The organism is Actinoplanes sp. NPDC048988 (genome assembly GCF_043197815.1).
Classification (GTDB): domain Bacteria; phylum Actinomycetota; class Actinomycetes; order Mycobacteriales; family Micromonosporaceae; genus Actinoplanes.
The window spans coordinates 226,174-240,978 of the sequence record NZ_JBICTW010000011.1; the positions used below are offsets into that span (position 1 = coordinate 226,174).

Sequence of the window (14,805 nt, forward strand, 5' to 3'; positions counted from 1 at the left end):
AGGGCGTGGACGCGCTCCGCTGCGAGATCAAGGTCAAAGCTCGAGCTAGAGCTTCTGCAGCTGGGTGACGACCATGGCCACCGCGAAGAAGCCGTAGAAGCCGATGGCGATCAGCATGCCGCCCAGGCGCCAGCCCCGCGTGCGGATGGCGCTGGGCAGGTCGCGCAGGTTGAGGCGGACCAGCAGGATCGAGTAGAGCAGGGTGACCACCGAGGCGGCGCAGGTGGACACGATCAGCAGGCCCAGGGGCTGGGTGAAGCCGGCCAGCAGGATCGTCGAGCCCAGGACGATCTCGGCCCAGACGACGGTCAGGTACAGGCGCGGCTCGGTCCAGCGGGTCGATCCGGCCAGGTAGTTGCGGCGCAGGAAGTCCGACGCGACGCGGCCGATGATGTCGAGCAGGCCCATCGCGGCCGCCCACAGCGACACGGCGGCCACGGCCAGGAACAGCAGTTTGAGCCAGCCGCCGACCTGGTCGGCCAGGATGCCGGCCTCGATGCGGAGGAACGACGTGTCGTTCTTGAGGTCGTCGCGGCCGAACAGGGTCTCGTACGCCAGAAGGCTCATGATGCTGATCGTCACGAAGCAGACCGCGACGAACGTGACCAGATGTTCGGTGTTCGCCCGCTTCCACCAGACGCGCCAGCGGCTCAGGTTCTCCTCGTCCGTGGGGAACAGATAGCGGTCGGCGCCGGCCGCCTCCTCGCGGCCGGTGATGGGCGAGACGAGGCGGGGCACGTGCGCGCCCATGCCGTACCGCTTGTCGCGGATCCAGTTGCTGAGGACCAGATTGTGGACACCGCCGGCGCCGGCCGCCCCGATCGCGCTCAGGATGAGGGTGAAGGTGATGCCGTCGGGGATCCGGCCGAACTCGGTGACCGTCGCCGTGGCGGCGTCACCCCACGTGGTCAGGGAGATGACGAAGACGACCACGACGAGCAGGAAGAACAGGGTGAGGGCGACCTTGAGCGTCTCGACGCGTTCGACAGTGGTGTAGACGACCTTGGACAGGGTGAGCAGCAGGCCGACCGCGACCAGGGTGACGATCGTGATCCAGACCGGGTCGCCCCAGCCGACAAGGTACGTGAAGACGGTGGAGCCGCTGGTCGCCCAGCCGGGCCACACGTACTGGAAGGCCCCGGCCAGACAGATGATGACGCCCCACCCTTTCCACCAGCGGGAGAATCCGGCCACGACGGTCTGGCCGGTCGCGAGGGTGTAGCGCTCGATCTCCATGTTGATGACGAACTGGACGGCGAGCGTGCAGAAGGCCAGCCAGAGCAGGCCGAGACCGCCGATCGCGGTCAGGTAGGGCCAGAGGATGATCTCGCCGGCGGCCATGCCGATGCCCACGGCCACGACGCCGGGGCCGATCATCCGGCGGAGCGGCAGGGGCTCGGGCAGGTTTCTCGATGTCTCCTGAACCGCCTGGTCGGTGGTGACGCGCGATCGAGGCATGTCGAACTCCGAGGGGTATGTACGAACCGGTACGTTAGTTATCCGGTGTGACCGCCACCACTGTCAAGCCGCGCGTTCCGCCCTCTCGAACGGCTGAAGTTGGGCCGCTCCTCTCGACGTACCCGGCCCAAGCTCGCGAACCTGGTCGAACCGACAGTCAGGAGAGCCCTGTGAAGCGCCGGATCCGCGCCTTGACGGCCGCCACCCTCGCCCTCACCGGCGGGTGCGGCGCCCCCGCCGCCTCGGCCCCGAACGCGTCGCCGCCGGCCGCCCGCAGCGGTCTGGGGTCCGCCGGCGTTCCCGACCCGTGCGCCCTGCTCGGCCGCGACGACGTGCGGGAGCTGACCCATCGTGAGGTCACCCGGATCGACGAGGACGGCGCCGGAGCGGACGCCGGCACCCGCTATTGCCAGTGGCAGCAGGAGGAGGGCCAGCTGGCGGTCTTCCTGAGCCGGGTGGATCCGGCCGGCTTCCGGGTCATCGTCGACGGGAACGAGACGGTCGACGGGGTGGGCGACGAGGCGTACTGGAACTCAGGGCATTTGTACGTGCTGTCCGGCACCCTGCAGGTCGACGTCTACTCGCGGGGCGGGGACGATCTCCCGGACGCCAAGCGGGTCGCCGAGGCCGTCCTGGCCCGGCTGTGACACCGGATTGAGCGCGTACGGCTGCCCGGCCCGGTGATGGCGCCGGCACAGGACCACATATCCGACCTCGGCGTCGGCGTCGGTGTTGCCGACGACCACGGTGTCACCGTCGCGCACCATCACCCCGCCGGTGACGCGGGCGTTCATCCGCGCCGGCTGCCCGCACCAGCACATCGGGTAGACCTGCAGCGCCTCGACGATGTCGGCCAGCACGACCAGCCGCGCCGAGCCGGGGAACTGCTCCCCGCGGAAGTCCGAGAGCAGCCCGAACGTGAACACGTCGATGTCGTGGTCGTCGACCAGCGCCGCCAGCTGGTCGACCTGCTCGGGCGACAGGAACTGCGCCTCGTCCACGATCACGTGATCGACCCGGGCCCCGTTGTACGACAGCACCCGGTGCACCAGGTCGGTGTCCGCCTCGAACTCGATGGCGTCCGCCTCGAGCCCGATCCGCGACGACACGATCCCCGCGCCGGCCCGGTCGAGCCGGGTCAGCAGCATCCCCGTACGCCCGCAGGCCGCGTAGGTGTGCCGGTATTGCAGCACCATCGTGCTCTTGCCGCTGTTCATCGCCGCGTACCGGTAGTGCAGCTGGGCCACCCGTGCCGCCGCCTCTCGTTTCTGTGCAAACCCGAGAAGACTAACGACTCTTCGGCCGGCAGCGATCATCGCTCCGGTCCGCCCGCCGGGAAGATCCCTTCAAGTACCGGTTTCATGCCCCTGGGTGGACCACCGGGCGCGGTTGCTCGCTACGGTTGCTCACTATGGCTACCTACTCCGGCCCGGCCCGGCTGACCCTCGTCGACGGCACACAGGTGTCGGGCATGGCCTCGCTGAGCACCAACCAGCGCGGCGGTCTCGACAACTGGGGCGGAACTTTCCGCCCCGACCAGGTGACCGACGAGATCCGCAACGCGGGCGACGGTCTCTCCCTCGAGCTGCCGTACGACCAGACGGCCTCCGTCTCGGTGACCGGCGTCCGCCGGCTGCTCGCCACCCAGATCCTGGTCTCGCTCACCGGCAGCGGCCCCGCTCCGTTCTGATTCAACGTTTTGTTGACAACAAAACGTTGAAGTGATCGGATGGGCGGCATGACACAGGCACGTACGGAGTTCGCCGCCCTGAGCCGGATCGCCGAGCGGCACGCCGCCACCGAGGAGCAGCGGCGGCGAGCCTCGCATCCCGCCGCCGTCGAGCCGCACGAGGCCGTACGGCTGGTGGCCGGCCTGACCCTGGGGACGATCGGCACCGAGCTCGGCGAGCCGGATCTGGACGACCAGGACCTCCTGGCGGCCCTGGCCCTCGTCGCTCACGTGCGGGCCGACGTCGACCAGTTGGAGCTGGGGCTGCTGGACGCCGCCCGCGGGCGCGAACTGACCTGGCAGGCCATCGCCCAGGGCATGGGCCTCAACAGCGCCCAGGCCGCCAAGCAGCGCCGCGACCGCCTCGCCGAGCGCCAGGCCGTGACCGAGGGCTAGCGGCTGTCCTTGCGGGCCTGGCGGCGGGCGCCGGCCGCCCTGGTCGAGGCGTGGCGTTTGCGGCGGTCGGGCGTGTCCGGGCGGTTGCCGGTGCGCTGCGGCCGCGGCTTCCCGCCCTTGGCGGGGCGCCGCGGCTTCGCGGCGGCTTTCGCCTCGGCCTCCCGCTCGGCCTTCAGCGCCTCGGCCGCGTCGTGGGCCAGGGTGGCCAGGCGAGCGCTGACCGTCGACAGCAACTCCTCGAAGACCTCGGCCTTGGCCCGGCGCCGGGCATTGCGGTGGTACGCCTTGCCCCGGCCGCCGGTCTCGGGAACACGTTCGGCGGCGCGGCGGCGGTAGTTCTTCACCTGTTTGTCGCGGGCCCGGCGGACCCGGCCGTGCAGCTCGATCAGCGCGTCCTCGTCGAGCTTCTTCAGGCGTTTCGGGCCGGCCTCGCGGACCAGCGCCAGCTCCGCCTCGGTCAGGGTGCCCAGGATCGCGTCCATGACGTCACAGCCTGGTGCTCACCGGGAGGACCGTCTTCATGCGCCGCGGGTGAGATGATCCGGAGGCACGTACGAGGGCCGGTAGTGCAGCGCGTCGCGGACGTTCTTCTGCACCGCCACCGCCGCGAACAGCGCCATCGCGAACGACAGCCCGTAGAAGCCCTTCTCGCTGAGCGCCATGCCGCTGTTGACCAGCCCGACGGCCAGCATGATGACCGAGCCCCCGACGACGGCCCAGGCCAGGCCCAGATAGAGCGCCGTGACGGGCAGCCCCTCGGCCCGGTCCCGGACCGATTTCTGCAGGGAAATGGCCGCGAACAGGCCGAGGACGAGAACCGCCGCGTAGAAGCCTTTCTCGCTGCGGATCATCGACGCGTTCCACAGCCCGACCGCGTACGCGATGACGCCGAGGAACAGTGCCGCCCACGACGCGCCGACGAAGGCGGCGGTGGGTTTGCCGGGCGAGGCGGGTGCGAATGTCATGGCAGCAGCCTTCCCGAGCCCCGCTCCCGGCGGATGAGTACGAGTACCTAAGGCGACTCCGCCGTACCCTCATGAAATAATCAGGTTTGTTTCCCATTACTCTTCCTGAGGAGGCCGCCCTGAGTCCCGTCGCCTTCGAGCTCGCGGTCCAGGACACGCACGGACTCGAGGTGGCGGCCCGTCTCGGCGCCGACCGCATCGAGCTGTGCTCCGCGCTCGCCCTCGGCGGGGTGACCCCGTCACTCGCCTTCGTCGAGGCCGCCGTCGCCACGCCCGGCATCCCACCGGTCCACGTGCTGGTCCGCCCCCGCCCGGGCGGCTTCACCTACGACCCCGCCGAGACCGCCACGATTTTGCAGGACGTACGCCACGTGCTGCGCGCCGGCGCGACCGGGGTGGTCATCGGCGGCGTCCGCGACGCCACCGTCGACACCGACCTGGTCAAGCGCGTCCTCGACGCCGCCGGCGACGCCCCCGTCACGTTCCACCGGGCCTTCGACAGCCTCCCCGACCCGGTCACGGCCGTCGAGACCCTGGCCGCCCTGGGCGTACGGCGGATCCTGACCTCCGCCGGCGCGACCTCGGTGGCCGACGCCCTGCCGGCCCTGGCCGCCCTCGTCACCACGGCCGCCGGCCGGATCGACATCATGGCCGGCGGCGGTGTCACCGTCGACCTGATCCCGGCCCTGCTGCGCACCGGCGTCCCCGCCATCCACGCCTCCGCCAAGTGCCTGATCCCCGACGACCTCACCATCGGCCTCGGCACGTCCTCCCCCGCCGGCCCGGGCGGCCGGGAGACCACCGACCTCGGCCTGGCGACCGCCCTGCTGGCCGCGATCCGGGCCGCCCACTGATCCGGGTCACCGTCGCCGCCGGTACGCCACGGTCGGCCACCACTCGCCCTTGACCTCCCGTGGCCGATCGCGTCGCGGAGCCGGCCCGCAGCGCGACCACCCCGTCATCCATCGCCATCCTCGACCCTGAAGTGACCATTCCCATAAACAGGACTCCAAGAATCCTCTTTATGGCACGCTTCTCTCGTGCGCCTCAACCGGTCGACGGACATCAGCCTCCGGATCCTCATGCTCGGCGCGGTCGGTGACGATCTGCTCACCATCGACCACCTCGCCGAGTCGCTGAACGTACCTCGCCACCACCTGGCCAAGGTGGTGCAGAAGCTTCAGCACATGGGCCTGCTCGAGACCGTCCGCGGCCGCAACGGCGGCGTGCGCCTCGCCACCGCCGCCCGCGACGCCTCGATCGGAGCCGTCGTGCGGGAGCTGGAGGGCGCCACCGAGGTCGTCGACTGCGAAGGCGAGACCGCCTGCCCGCTGAGCCGGGGCTGCCGCCTGCGCGGCGCGCTCCGCAAAGCGCAGGAGGCCTTCTACGCGGCCCTCGACCCGCTCACCGTCGGCGATCTCACCTCGCCACCGACGTACCAGATCCTGGTCAGCCTGTAACAACGGAGGAACCCCGTGCTCTCACAGAAAAGCGCGCCGATCGTCGCCGCCACCCTGCCGGTCGTCGGCGCGCACATCGACCAGATCTCCGGCGTCTTCTACGACACGATGCTGGGCGAGAACCCCGAGCTGCTGAACCTGTTCAGCCGCAGCGCGCAGGCCACCGGCGAGCAGAAGTCGGCCCTGGCCGGCGCGGTCGCCCTGTTCGCCACCCACCTGATCGGCGAGGCCGAGCTGCCGGAGCACGTCGTCGACCGGATCGCCCAGCGGCACTGCGCCCTCGGCATCCGCCCCGAGCAGTACGCGATGGTCGGCAAGTACCTGCTGGGCGCGGTCGCCACCGTCCTCGGCGACGCCGTCACGCCCGAGATCGCCGCCGCCTGGGACGAGGTCTACTGGCTGTTCGCCGTCCGCCTGATCGGCATCGAGTCGCGCGTGTACGCGTCGGCCGGCGTCGACGGCGCTGACCCGTGGCGCACGTACACCGTCGCCACCAAGGTGACCGAGGCCGACGACACCGTCTCGCTGCTGCTCACCCCGGCCGACGGCGGCCCGGTCCCGCACTACCGTCCCGGCCAGTACGTCACCGTCGCCGCCACCCTGCCCGACGGCGGCCGCCAGCTGCGCCAGTACTCGCTGTCGCAGGCCCCGAACGGCGGCACGCTGCGCATCACCGTCCGGCGCGTGCGGGGCACCGACGGCCGCCCGGACGGCGTCGTCTCCGGCTGGATCCACGATGTGGTGCGTCCCGGCGACCAGCTGACGGTCTCCCAGGCGTACGGCGACCTGACCCTGCCCGAGACCGGCGACCACCCGCTGCTGCTCATCAGCGCGGGCGTCGGCATCACCCCGATGGCCGCCATCCTCGACGAGGTGGCGCGCACCCAGCCCGGCCGCACGGTCACGGTGGTGCACGCCGACCGCAGCCCGTCCCGTCATCCACTACGGGCCGAGATCGAGACCACGTCGTCCCGCCTGCACTCCTTCGAAAACCTGGCCTGGTACGAGCAGCCGGCGCCGGGCGCCTTCACCGGCCGCGTCGACCCCGACGAGATCCCGTTGCACCCCGGCACCGAGGTCTACCTCTGCGGCCCGGTCCCGTTCATGCAGGCCGTCCGCTCCGCCCTGCACCGCCGCGGCCTGCCCGAGGACCGCATCCGCTACGAGGTCTTCGGCTCCGAACAATGGCGAACGGTTCCGGTTCCGGCCTGAACTTTTCAGAGATACGGGATTCTCGAAAGGCGGACTGAGAGGGGAACGGCCACGTCGTGGTCCGGGCCGTTCCCCGCTTCCGGGCTGTCCGGCAACGCCCGCCCGCCTCCGGCGGGCTCAGGTCAGAACACGCATCCGCTCACCCTGGCGGCCCAGAATGCTCAGCAGCTCCACCGGATGCCCGCCCGCGCTGCCGAACCAGTGCGGTACGCGGGTGTCGAACTCGGCCGCCTCCCCCGCGCGCATCAGGACGTCGTGCCCGTTCAGCATCAGCCGCAGCGTCCCCGAGAGAACGTAGAGCCACTCGTGTCCTTCATGGACACGCGGATCCGGTTCGCTCTGATCGGCCGGCACGATGACCTTCCACGCCTGCAACGACCCCGCGTGCGGCGTGAGCGGCAGGACGGTGCGCCCGTTGGCCCGGCGCGGGACCATGCGCACCCGCGGATCGCCGACCGGCGGCGCGCCGACCAGATGCTCCAGGGGCACCTGGTGGGCCTGTGCGAGCGGCAGCAGCAGGTCGAGGGTGGGCCGACGCTGCCCGCTTTCGAGCCGGGAGAGCGTGCTCTTCGAAATTCCGGTCATCCCGGCGAGTGCGGCCAGCGTGAGACCGCGGCGGTGGCGCACACGCCGCAGACGGGCGCCGACTTCGGACTGTTCCATGCCGCGATTCCAGTGCCCCGTCCCAGTACCGGCAACGTTATTTGCCGTTCCGGCACACCCGGGCGCAGTCTGGCCGTCATGAGCGAACGAGCGATGACACCACCGTCCCGTCACCACATGGCCGTCATGATCTGGCTGGCCGTCTTCCCGACCCTCACCGTCCTGCAGTTCCTGCTCGGCCCCGTGCTGCGCGACGCCCCGATCGTGCTCCGCACGCTCGTGTTCGCCTCGGTCGCCGTGCCGATCGTCATCTACGGCCTGATGCCGCTCCTGCAACGGCTGCGCGTTCTCGTGCTGGCGGGCCGTTGCGGTAAATGAGAGGCGCCTGGCGATCTTGAAGGGCTAGCGTGACCGGCAACGGAAACGCCATCCCGGTAAGGGGGAGAGCAGTCATGCAGCGGGTCAACGACCGTCTGATCAATTGGGCCAGCCTCATCGAGGCCGGCACCCTGGCCCAGGCGGAAGCCGCTTCGACACTGCCCTTCATCTTTCCGCACATCGCCCTCATGCCCGACGCCCACCTGGGCAAGGGCGCGACCGTCGGTTCGGTCATCCCGACCCTCGGCGCGATCATCCCGGCCGCCGTGGGTGTCGACATCGGCTGCGGCATGGCTGCCGTCCGCACGCAGTACCACCGGGACGACCTGAAGCCGGACCTGGCCGGGCTGCGCACCGCCATCGAACGCGCGGTGCCACTGTCGGCCGGCGTCTACAACACGGCGATCACCGACACCGCGGCCCGCCGGGTCGAGACGCTGACCGCCAAGGCGGAGAAGGCGGGCTTCGAGCCGGGACGGTACGCGGGGAACTGGCAGCTCCAGCTGGGCACGCTCGGCAGCGGCAACCACTTCATCGAGGTGACCGCGGACGAGACCGGCGCCGTCTGGCTGTTCCTGCACTCGGGGTCGCGCGGGGTCGGCAACAAGATCGCCACGCATCACATCAAGGTGGCGCAGGAGCTGATGAAGCGCTACTGGATCAGCGTGCCCGATCCCGACCTGGCGTACCTGGCCGAGGGCACCGACGAGTTCTGGCGCTACATCCGCGAGCTGCGCTGGGCCCAGGACTTCGCCCTGTCCAACCGGGACGAGATGATGGACCGGGTGGTGGCCTGCTTCGCCGAGTTCACCGGCGGCCCGGTCGAGGAACTGGAGCGGGTCCAGTGCCATCACAACTACACCGAGCAGGAGACCCACTTCGGCAAGAAGGTGTGGCTCTCGCGCAAGGGTGCCATCAACGCCGAGCCGGGCCGGCCGGGTCTGATCCCCGGCTCGATGGGCGACGCGTCGTACGTGGTCGTGGGCAAGGGCAACCGCCTGGCCCTGAACTCGTCCCCGCACGGCGCCGGCCGTAACTACTCGCGCTCGAAGGCCCGCAAGACCTTCACCCGCGAGCAGCTGCGCGAGGCCATGAAGGGCATCGAGTACCGCGACACCGACGCGTTCCTCGACGAGATCCCGCAGGCCTACAAGCCCATCGACGTGGTCATGCGGGACGCCGGCGACCTGGTGGAGATCCGCCACACCCTGCGCCAGATCGTCAACGTCAAGGGCGACTGACGCGATTCGCGGTACGGCCCGGGGAGCCCCCGGGCCGTACCGGCGCTAGCTCGCGGGACGTTGCCAGGGCTTCCCGACGATGGCGTAGCGCACGGTGCTCGAACCGACCACGGTGCCGGCCGGAACGCCGTCCTGGTCCTCGGTCAGGCGCTTGCGCTCGCCGATGAACGCGCCCGTCACCGGGTCGATGACTATCTCCTGCTGCTTTCCCGCGGCGGTGATGCCCAGGGCCGTACCGGCGCGGCCGTCGAGGGTCACCCGCCGCTCGGAGATCTCCAGCGGGGGCAGGTAGGTCAGGGCCCGGTACAGGGCCGCCCGCAGGTCGGCCGGGATCAGGCCGCTGCGCAGCGCGTCGGTGACGTAGACGAGGACTTCCTGGTCGCGGTCCTGGCCGTGGCCCTTCGTGTCGGTACGGAGACGGTCGTAGAGCCGGCGCGGGTCGCGGGGCAGTTCGGCCAGGAACGCTGCGGTGGGGCTCTGCCAGTTGCCCGGGGCGGCGCACGGGTCGCCGGCGGCCGGATAGAAGTTCCCGCACCGGCCGCTCAGCCGTTCCGGGCTCGACCGGGCGTCCAGGCCGGACCCCTTCACCTGCTCGTCGGTGCCGAGCAGGCGGGTCCGTTCGCCGGTGTCGGTGCGCAGCAGGAACCACTGAGCGGACGGGTCAGCGGGCACCCACGTCTCCTCCCGGGTCCCGAACAGGCCGGCCACGCCGGGGTTGTAGGCGGCGTGCAGGGAATGGGTGGCGATGTACCGGTACGAGCCGGCCGGGATCGGCCCGTCCAAGGCGCGGGTCTGCGCGTCGGCCGCGGTGTTCAGCGTCTGCGCCACTTCCACCATGGCGACCGGTGGCGCGCTGCCGCGAAGAGCCATGGCCACCACCGCCACCGCCACGAGGACCGCCGCCACCGCGAGCGGAAGCCGTGGCCATCGCCGCCGCCGGTCGGCGGGCCGTTCCTCGATCTCCGCCAAGACACGCGTGCGTACCCGCCGCAGCGCCCCGGCATCCTCGCCCGGCACCGGGTAGAGGTCGTGCAGAGCCTCATCGAGTTCGTCGATCATGACTCTCCTTCGCGCGGCGAGAAAGCCGGCCGAGGCGTTGTCGCCGAGGCCGAGCGCAGGGTGCGGCGGACGCGGTGCAGGCGGGAGCGGACGGTGCCTTCCGGTATGGCCAGGGCGGCTGCGATCTCCCGCGTGTCGAGGCCGGCCAGGCTGCTCAGCAGGAGCACGTCACGGTCGCCGTCGGGCAGGGCGGCGATCGCGGCGGCCAGGCCGGCGAGCCGGGCCCGGGCGTCGACCCGCTCGGCCACCTGGTCCTCGGTGCCGTCCACGCGGGTGCTGTGCCCGGACAGCCGCTCCGACAGGCGCTGCTGCTGAGCCTGGGTGCGATGGTGGCGGCGGAGCAGATTCACGGCGATCCCGAACAGCCAGGACCGGGCGGTGCCCCGCTCCGGGCGGAAGTCGCCGCGGGCCGACCACCCCGTCAGGAAGGTCTCGGCCACCAGGTCCTCGGCCTGTACCGCCCCGACCTGCCGGGCCAGGTAACGCCACAGCCCCGGCGCGTGTTCGTCGAAGAGTACGGTGAATCGTTCCCGGGCCCGCGGGCCGCTGAGCCAGGGATCCACATCGGCCACCGGTGGGCCGGCGGCCCCGGCCGTTCGTAGGGTCATGCCAAGTATTGCCAGAACGCGCCGGAAGCGTTCACGGCCCCTCGAACGGCACCACGGTGACGCCCGGCCAGCGGACGTCCGGCCGATGCCGTTCGAGGCGGGCGCGGAACCGTTCGAGGCCGGCGCGCCGCGGGTTGCGCCGCCAGACGCCGTCGAGGAGGTCGTCCAGCCCGAACGGGGCGCACACCTCGATCCCGCCGTCCGCGCGCAGGCGCACCGCCACGGCGGTCGCGGTTTCCGGCCACGTGCCGACGGCGTCCTCGACGGACGTGAACGGCTCGACCGGGCCGCCGCCGAACTTCGCTGGGTACCACGTGTGCACGGCGGCCTGGTTCTTCGCCTCCCACGGGACACCCGGCAGCCGGCGCTCCAGCCGTTGCGTCACGCGGTCGTCGTTGGCGCGGCTCAGGTCGCCCGGGTCGAAGAAGGCCACGTCCACATCCCGTACGGCCTCGGGACGGAACCCGGCGCCGAACCGCTCACCCCACACCAGGTCGCGCAGAGCCCCGGCCCCCACCCAGGCGTCGGGCACCGCCTCGTCCCGCACCGCTGTGAGCACACGCGTCATCCACGCGTCGCCCCGGATCAGGCCCGCCAGTGTCTCCGCCGTCGTCATGGGTCCAGAATGCACAGGCTCAGCGCCAGCTCTGGCAGCGCAGCGAGCACAGGTAGCGCCGGGGCGCCCGGTCGCCCATCCGGGTGCGGATCCGCTCGGCGACCGCGTCGAGCAGGGGTTCACGGACGGCGGGATCGAGTTTGCGGTACGCCGACTGGGTGCGCAGCAGGTCGGCGAAGCCCCGGCCGTCGAACCACTGGACCACCGGGTACCACCGGCGCGGCTCGGCGAGCACCTCGTCCTCCAGCGGCGGGTGGCCCCAGTGCGGGTTGCCGGGGTCGAACCGCTCGTGCAGGTCGGCGGTCTCGCCGTACACCTCCGGATCCCCCGCGCGGCGTACGACAGTGAAGTCGAGCAGGGCGAGGTGACCGGCCAGCGCGGCCGCCCGGCGCCGCCCGATCTCCGGATCGATCCAGTGCCACGACGAGGCGGCCACCAGGACGTCGAACCGGCGGCCCCGGTCGGGCCAGTCCTCGAAGGCCGCCGTCTCGACCGTCACGTTCGGGAAACCGGCGAGCCGGTGGCGGGCCAGGCCGGCCAGGGCCGGCCCCGGCTCGACGGCGGTCACCGCCCAGCCCCGGGCCGCCATCGAGCGGGTCGCCTGGCCGGTGCCGCAGCCGACCTCCAGCACCGGCGCTCCCGGCGTCAGCCCGGTCAGGCCGGCCAGGTCGTCGAAGAGCGCTTCGGGATAGCCGGGGCGGACCCGGTCGTACAGCTCCGGCACCTCGTCGAACCTCAGCCCCAGCGACTCGGTCATCCGCCCACCCCCTGTTTCCGTCGTCACCCCTGGGCACCCGCGCTACATTCGGCAGCGGTGTTCCAGCTTTCCGCCGCCTTCAACCTGCACAGCGCCAAGGCCTTCGTCGGCCGTGACGGTGAGCTGGCGGTGCTGCGCGCCGCCCTGTCGGCTCCCCCGTCGGCCGTGCTGGTCCTCGGCGAGGGCGGCGTCGGCAAGACCCGCCTGGTGGCCGAGGCGCTGTCAGCGGCGCCCGGCCGGGTCATTGTGGCGCACTGCGACGACCTGCGCGAGCCGCTTCCGCTGGGCCCGATCCTGGACGGCCTGCGCCTGTGCTCGCCGGCCCTGCCGGGTCTCGACCCGGCGGTCGCCGTCTTCGCGCCCTATCTGCCGGCGCTGGCCGCCCTGAGCCCGCCGCCGCCGCTGGACGACCCGCGGGCCGAACGGGCCCGCCTGCTGGGGGCGATGGCCGCCCTGCTGGGCGCGCTGGCCCCGGTCGTGGTCGCGCTCGAGGACCTTCAGATGGCCGACCCGGCGACCCTGGAGTTCGTGACGTGGCTGGCCACCCATCCGGTGCCGGGGCTGACCGTGGTGATGACCAGCCGGGAGCCGGTCGCGGTGCCGGCCCGTGTCGTCCGCCTGGCGCCGCTCTCGCCGGCCGAGGTCGGCTCGCTCGCCGGGACGTTGCTGCGCCGCGATGTTCTGCCGCCGGTCTTCGTGGAGCAGCTGTTCGAGCGTACGGCCGGTGTGCCGTTCCTGGTCGAGGAGGTGGTCCGCTCCCTGGTCGAGCGGCATGAGATCGACCGCATCGACCAGCGCCCCGACCTGCTGGGCGACGTGCTCGGCGACGTGGCCGTGCCGGCCCTGCTGCGCGACGTCCTGCTGTGGCGCATGCGCCCCCTCGACGAGCCCACCCGCGACGTCCTCGGCGCCGCCGCCGTCCACGGCGTGGTGGCCGAGGCCCACGCCCTGGCCGAGCTGCTGTCGCTGCCGGTCGGACAGGTCGAGGAGGCGCTGCGCGACGCCGCCGGGGCCGGGCTGCTGCACCCGGTCGACGACGGGCCGCCCCGGTTCCGGCACACGCTGGCCCGGCAGGTCGTCTACGAGCTGCTGCCCGAGCTCGAACGGCGGATGCTGCACCTGCGCTGCGCCCGGGTCCTGGAACGTCAGGCGCCGCGCCCGGTGGCCCAGTTGGCGCACCACTACCGGCTGGCCGGGAACCCGGCCGACCATGTCCGCAACGCCGAGGCGGCGGCCGACCTGGCCACCGCGCGCGGCGACGACGCCACGGCCGCCCGCTTCCTGCTGGCCACCATGGACCACCCGGAGCTCCCCCGCCGCCAGCGGGCCCGCCTGGCCGGGAAGCTGGGCCGCTCGGCGGTGGAGGGCGTCACCCAGGCCGAGGCGATCCCGGTGCTGCGCCGCATCCTCACCGACCGGGGGCTGCCGCCCGGCGCCCGCGGCGACCTGGGCCTGGCCCTCGGCCGGATGCTGCGCCAGCAGGGCGAGGCCTCGGCCGGTTACGAGGAGATCGAGCGGGCCGTACCGCACCTCAAGCAGCACGGCCGCCGCGCGCGGGCGCTGGCCATCCTCTCCGCCCCCGACACCGTGCTCGACCGGCACGTGGACGAGCATCTGCGCTACTGCGCGGCCGCTCTCCAGGCGGCGCGGCAGTCGGGTGACCCGTCGGCCCTGCTGTCGGTCGAGATCGCCCAGTTGTCGCTGCGGCTGGAGCTGGACGAGCCGGGGGCGTGGCCGGCCGTGCGGCGGGCCCTGGACGATCCGCGCTTCGCCGACCACCCCCGCGACCACCTGCGCGCCTGCCTGAACTGGGCCCAGGGCGCCCTGCACACCGGCCGCGACGACCGCGCGGCCCAGCTCCTGGCGATCGCCCGCGGCCTGCCCGCCGCCGCCGAGTACGAGCGGATCCGCCCGGTCGCCGAGCTCACCGAGCACGCCCTCGACCTGGCCACCGGCCGTCTGGACGGTCTGGAGGACCGCCTCCTGGCCTTCCTGGCCCGCCCCGACCGCCTGCCGCTGACCATGCTGGACGCCCGCCTGTACCTGGGCCGGCTCCGGGCCCGGCTGGGGCGGGCCGGTCAGGCCGAGTCGGACCTGCGCTCGGTGATCGCCGACGCCGAGCGGGTGGGTGCCGCCTGGCCGTTGATCCCGGCCCACACCGCCCTGGCCGCCGTGCTCGGCGATCCGGCCCCGGCCCGTACCGCGATCGCCCTGGCCGGCCGCAAGGGCCTGCCCGCCTGGGGCCGTTCGGCCGCCGCGGTGATCGAACGGCTTGCCTAAACGTTTTAGGCATGCGCATAATGGCTTTCGCAAGGAGGTCATG

Annotated in this window: 18 protein-coding genes; 9 read left to right on the forward strand and 9 right to left on the reverse strand. The window is 72.1% G+C overall.

Annotation, left to right across the window (positions count from 1 at the left end):
* Window positions 1–45 precede the first annotated feature (45 nt).
* Complete coding sequence (locus ACGFJ7_RS30195; protein WP_360259132.1) at window positions 46–1,458, reverse strand: Nramp family divalent metal transporter; 1,413 nt, start codon at window positions 1,456–1,458, stop codon at window positions 46–48.
* A 170-nt stretch (window positions 1,459–1,628) separates the two neighbouring features.
* Between ACGFJ7_RS30195 and ACGFJ7_RS30200 the strand changes: the two genes are divergently transcribed.
* Entirely contained in the window at window positions 1,629–2,105 is a 477-nt protein-coding gene (locus ACGFJ7_RS30200) for a hypothetical protein (RefSeq protein WP_360259134.1), read from the forward strand.
* On the opposite strand, the gene ACGFJ7_RS30205 is transcribed toward ACGFJ7_RS30200, so the two are convergent.
* Window positions 1,992–2,705, reverse strand: a complete 714-nt coding sequence (locus tag ACGFJ7_RS30205) for a thymidine kinase (RefSeq protein WP_360259136.1) — start codon at window positions 2,703–2,705, stop codon at window positions 1,992–1,994. The genes ACGFJ7_RS30200 and ACGFJ7_RS30205 overlap by 114 nt on opposite strands.
* 164 nt (window positions 2,706–2,869) lie before the next feature.
* On the opposite strand from ACGFJ7_RS30205, the gene ACGFJ7_RS30210 reads away from it, so the two are divergent.
* A complete protein-coding gene (locus tag ACGFJ7_RS30210; RefSeq protein ID WP_360259138.1) occupies window positions 2,870–3,148 on the forward strand; it encodes a hypothetical protein in 279 nt (92 codons plus the stop codon).
* Between the two features lie 48 nt (window positions 3,149–3,196).
* Complete coding sequence (locus ACGFJ7_RS30215) at window positions 3,197–3,583, forward strand: DNA-binding protein (protein WP_360259140.1); 387 nt, start codon at window positions 3,197–3,199, stop codon at window positions 3,581–3,583.
* Here the strand turns inward: ACGFJ7_RS30215 and ACGFJ7_RS30220 are convergent.
* Window positions 3,580–4,065: a hypothetical protein gene (locus ACGFJ7_RS30220; RefSeq protein WP_360259142.1), complete on the reverse strand. Its 486-nt coding sequence runs from the start codon at window positions 4,063–4,065 to the stop codon at window positions 3,580–3,582. The two genes, ACGFJ7_RS30215 and ACGFJ7_RS30220, sit on opposite strands and share 4 nt — an antisense overlap.
* A gap of 36 nt (window positions 4,066–4,101) precedes the next feature.
* Window positions 4,102–4,548 (reverse strand): inner membrane protein YiaA, encoded by a 447-nt coding sequence (gene yiaA / locus ACGFJ7_RS30225; protein WP_360259144.1) that lies wholly within the window; start codon window positions 4,546–4,548, stop codon window positions 4,102–4,104.
* A gap of 86 nt (window positions 4,549–4,634) precedes the next feature.
* On the opposite strand from yiaA, the gene ACGFJ7_RS30230 reads away from it, so the two are divergent.
* From ACGFJ7_RS30230 to ACGFJ7_RS30240, 3 genes are all read left to right on the forward strand, one after another.
* Window positions 4,635–5,402 carry a copper homeostasis protein CutC gene (locus ACGFJ7_RS30230; RefSeq protein ID WP_392645081.1) on the forward strand — a complete coding sequence of 256 codons (768 nt, stop codon included), beginning with the start codon at window positions 4,635–4,637 and terminating at the stop codon, window positions 5,400–5,402.
* Window positions 5,403–5,588: 186 nt separating this feature from the next.
* The gene (locus ACGFJ7_RS30235; RefSeq protein WP_360259148.1) at window positions 5,589–6,008 is read left to right on the forward strand and encodes an Rrf2 family transcriptional regulator; all 420 of its coding nucleotides are present in this window, start codon (window positions 5,589–5,591) and stop codon (window positions 6,006–6,008) included.
* Between the two features lie 15 nt (window positions 6,009–6,023).
* On the forward strand, window positions 6,024–7,220 hold the full coding sequence (locus tag ACGFJ7_RS30240) for a globin domain-containing protein (RefSeq protein ID WP_360259150.1): 1,197 nt from the start codon (window positions 6,024–6,026) through the stop codon (window positions 7,218–7,220).
* Between the two features lie 117 nt (window positions 7,221–7,337).
* On the opposite strand, the gene ACGFJ7_RS30245 is transcribed toward ACGFJ7_RS30240, so the two are convergent.
* Window positions 7,338–7,883 carry an XRE family transcriptional regulator gene (locus tag ACGFJ7_RS30245; RefSeq protein ID WP_360259152.1) on the reverse strand — a complete coding sequence of 182 codons (546 nt, stop codon included), beginning with the start codon at window positions 7,881–7,883 and terminating at the stop codon, window positions 7,338–7,340.
* Window positions 7,884–7,961: 78 nt separating this feature from the next.
* On the opposite strand from ACGFJ7_RS30245, the gene ACGFJ7_RS30250 reads away from it, so the two are divergent.
* Window positions 7,962–8,201: a hypothetical protein gene (locus ACGFJ7_RS30250; RefSeq protein WP_392645083.1), complete on the forward strand. Its 240-nt coding sequence runs from the start codon at window positions 7,962–7,964 to the stop codon at window positions 8,199–8,201.
* Between the two features lie 74 nt (window positions 8,202–8,275).
* Window positions 8,276–9,442, forward strand: coding sequence for an RtcB family protein (locus ACGFJ7_RS30255; RefSeq protein ID WP_360259156.1), 1,167 nt, complete (start codon window positions 8,276–8,278; stop codon window positions 9,440–9,442).
* Between the two features lie 45 nt (window positions 9,443–9,487).
* Here the strand turns inward: ACGFJ7_RS30255 and ACGFJ7_RS30260 are convergent, their stop codons facing one another.
* From ACGFJ7_RS30260 to ACGFJ7_RS30275, 4 genes are read right to left on the reverse strand one after another with little or no spacing between them, the layout of a single operon-like run.
* Window positions 9,488–10,501, reverse strand: coding sequence for a CU044_5270 family protein (locus tag ACGFJ7_RS30260; protein WP_392645084.1), 1,014 nt, complete (start codon window positions 10,499–10,501; stop codon window positions 9,488–9,490).
* Window positions 10,498–11,109, reverse strand: a complete 612-nt coding sequence (locus ACGFJ7_RS30265) for an RNA polymerase sigma factor (protein WP_360259160.1) — start codon at window positions 11,107–11,109, stop codon at window positions 10,498–10,500. The genes ACGFJ7_RS30260 and ACGFJ7_RS30265 overlap by 4 nt, the downstream gene beginning before the upstream one ends.
* Before the next feature lie 31 nt (window positions 11,110–11,140).
* The gene (locus ACGFJ7_RS30270; protein WP_360259162.1) at window positions 11,141–11,725 is read right to left on the reverse strand and encodes a nucleotidyltransferase family protein; all 585 of its coding nucleotides are present in this window, start codon (window positions 11,723–11,725) and stop codon (window positions 11,141–11,143) included.
* 19 nt (window positions 11,726–11,744) lie between these two features.
* Window positions 11,745–12,482: a class I SAM-dependent methyltransferase gene (locus ACGFJ7_RS30275; protein WP_360259165.1), complete on the reverse strand. Its 738-nt coding sequence runs from the start codon at window positions 12,480–12,482 to the stop codon at window positions 11,745–11,747.
* Window positions 12,483–12,539: 57 nt separating this feature from the next.
* On the opposite strand from ACGFJ7_RS30275, the gene ACGFJ7_RS30280 reads away from it, so the two are divergent.
* The gene (locus ACGFJ7_RS30280) at window positions 12,540–14,762 is read left to right on the forward strand and encodes an ATP-binding protein (RefSeq protein ID WP_392645085.1); all 2,223 of its coding nucleotides are present in this window, start codon (window positions 12,540–12,542) and stop codon (window positions 14,760–14,762) included.
* Window positions 14,763–14,805: the final 43 nt, after the last annotated feature.

Excerpts from the sequence above, each read along its gene's own strand:
- ACGFJ7_RS30255 (WP_360259156.1), top strand. The coding sequence starts at position 8,276 with ATGCAGCGGGTCAACGACCGTCTGATCAATTGGGCCAGCCTCATCGAG.
- ACGFJ7_RS30265 (WP_360259160.1), bottom strand. The coding sequence starts at position 11,109 with ATGACCCTACGAACGGCCGGGGCCGCCGGCCCACCGGTGGCCGATGTG.
- ACGFJ7_RS30210 (WP_360259138.1), top strand. The coding sequence starts at position 2,870 with ATGGCTACCTACTCCGGCCCGGCCCGGCTGACCCTCGTCGACGGCACA.
- ACGFJ7_RS30250 (WP_392645083.1), top strand. The coding sequence starts at position 7,962 with ATGAGCGAACGAGCGATGACACCACCGTCCCGTCACCACATGGCCGTC.
- ACGFJ7_RS30260 (WP_392645084.1), bottom strand. The coding sequence starts at position 10,501 with ATGATCGACGAACTCGATGAGGCTCTGCACGACCTCTACCCGGTGCCG.
- ACGFJ7_RS30245 (WP_360259152.1), bottom strand. The coding sequence starts at position 7,883 with ATGGAACAGTCCGAAGTCGGCGCCCGTCTGCGGCGTGTGCGCCACCGC.
- ACGFJ7_RS30220 (WP_360259142.1), bottom strand. The coding sequence starts at position 4,065 with ATGGACGCGATCCTGGGCACCCTGACCGAGGCGGAGCTGGCGCTGGTC.
- ACGFJ7_RS30275 (WP_360259165.1), bottom strand. The coding sequence starts at position 12,482 with ATGACCGAGTCGCTGGGGCTGAGGTTCGACGAGGTGCCGGAGCTGTAC.
- ACGFJ7_RS30215 (WP_360259140.1), top strand. The coding sequence starts at position 3,197 with ATGACACAGGCACGTACGGAGTTCGCCGCCCTGAGCCGGATCGCCGAG.
- yiaA (WP_360259144.1), bottom strand. The coding sequence starts at position 4,548 with ATGACATTCGCACCCGCCTCGCCCGGCAAACCCACCGCCGCCTTCGTC.
- ACGFJ7_RS30195 (WP_360259132.1), bottom strand. The coding sequence starts at position 1,458 with ATGCCTCGATCGCGCGTCACCACCGACCAGGCGGTTCAGGAGACATCG.
- ACGFJ7_RS30270 (WP_360259162.1), bottom strand. The coding sequence starts at position 11,725 with ATGACGACGGCGGAGACACTGGCGGGCCTGATCCGGGGCGACGCGTGG.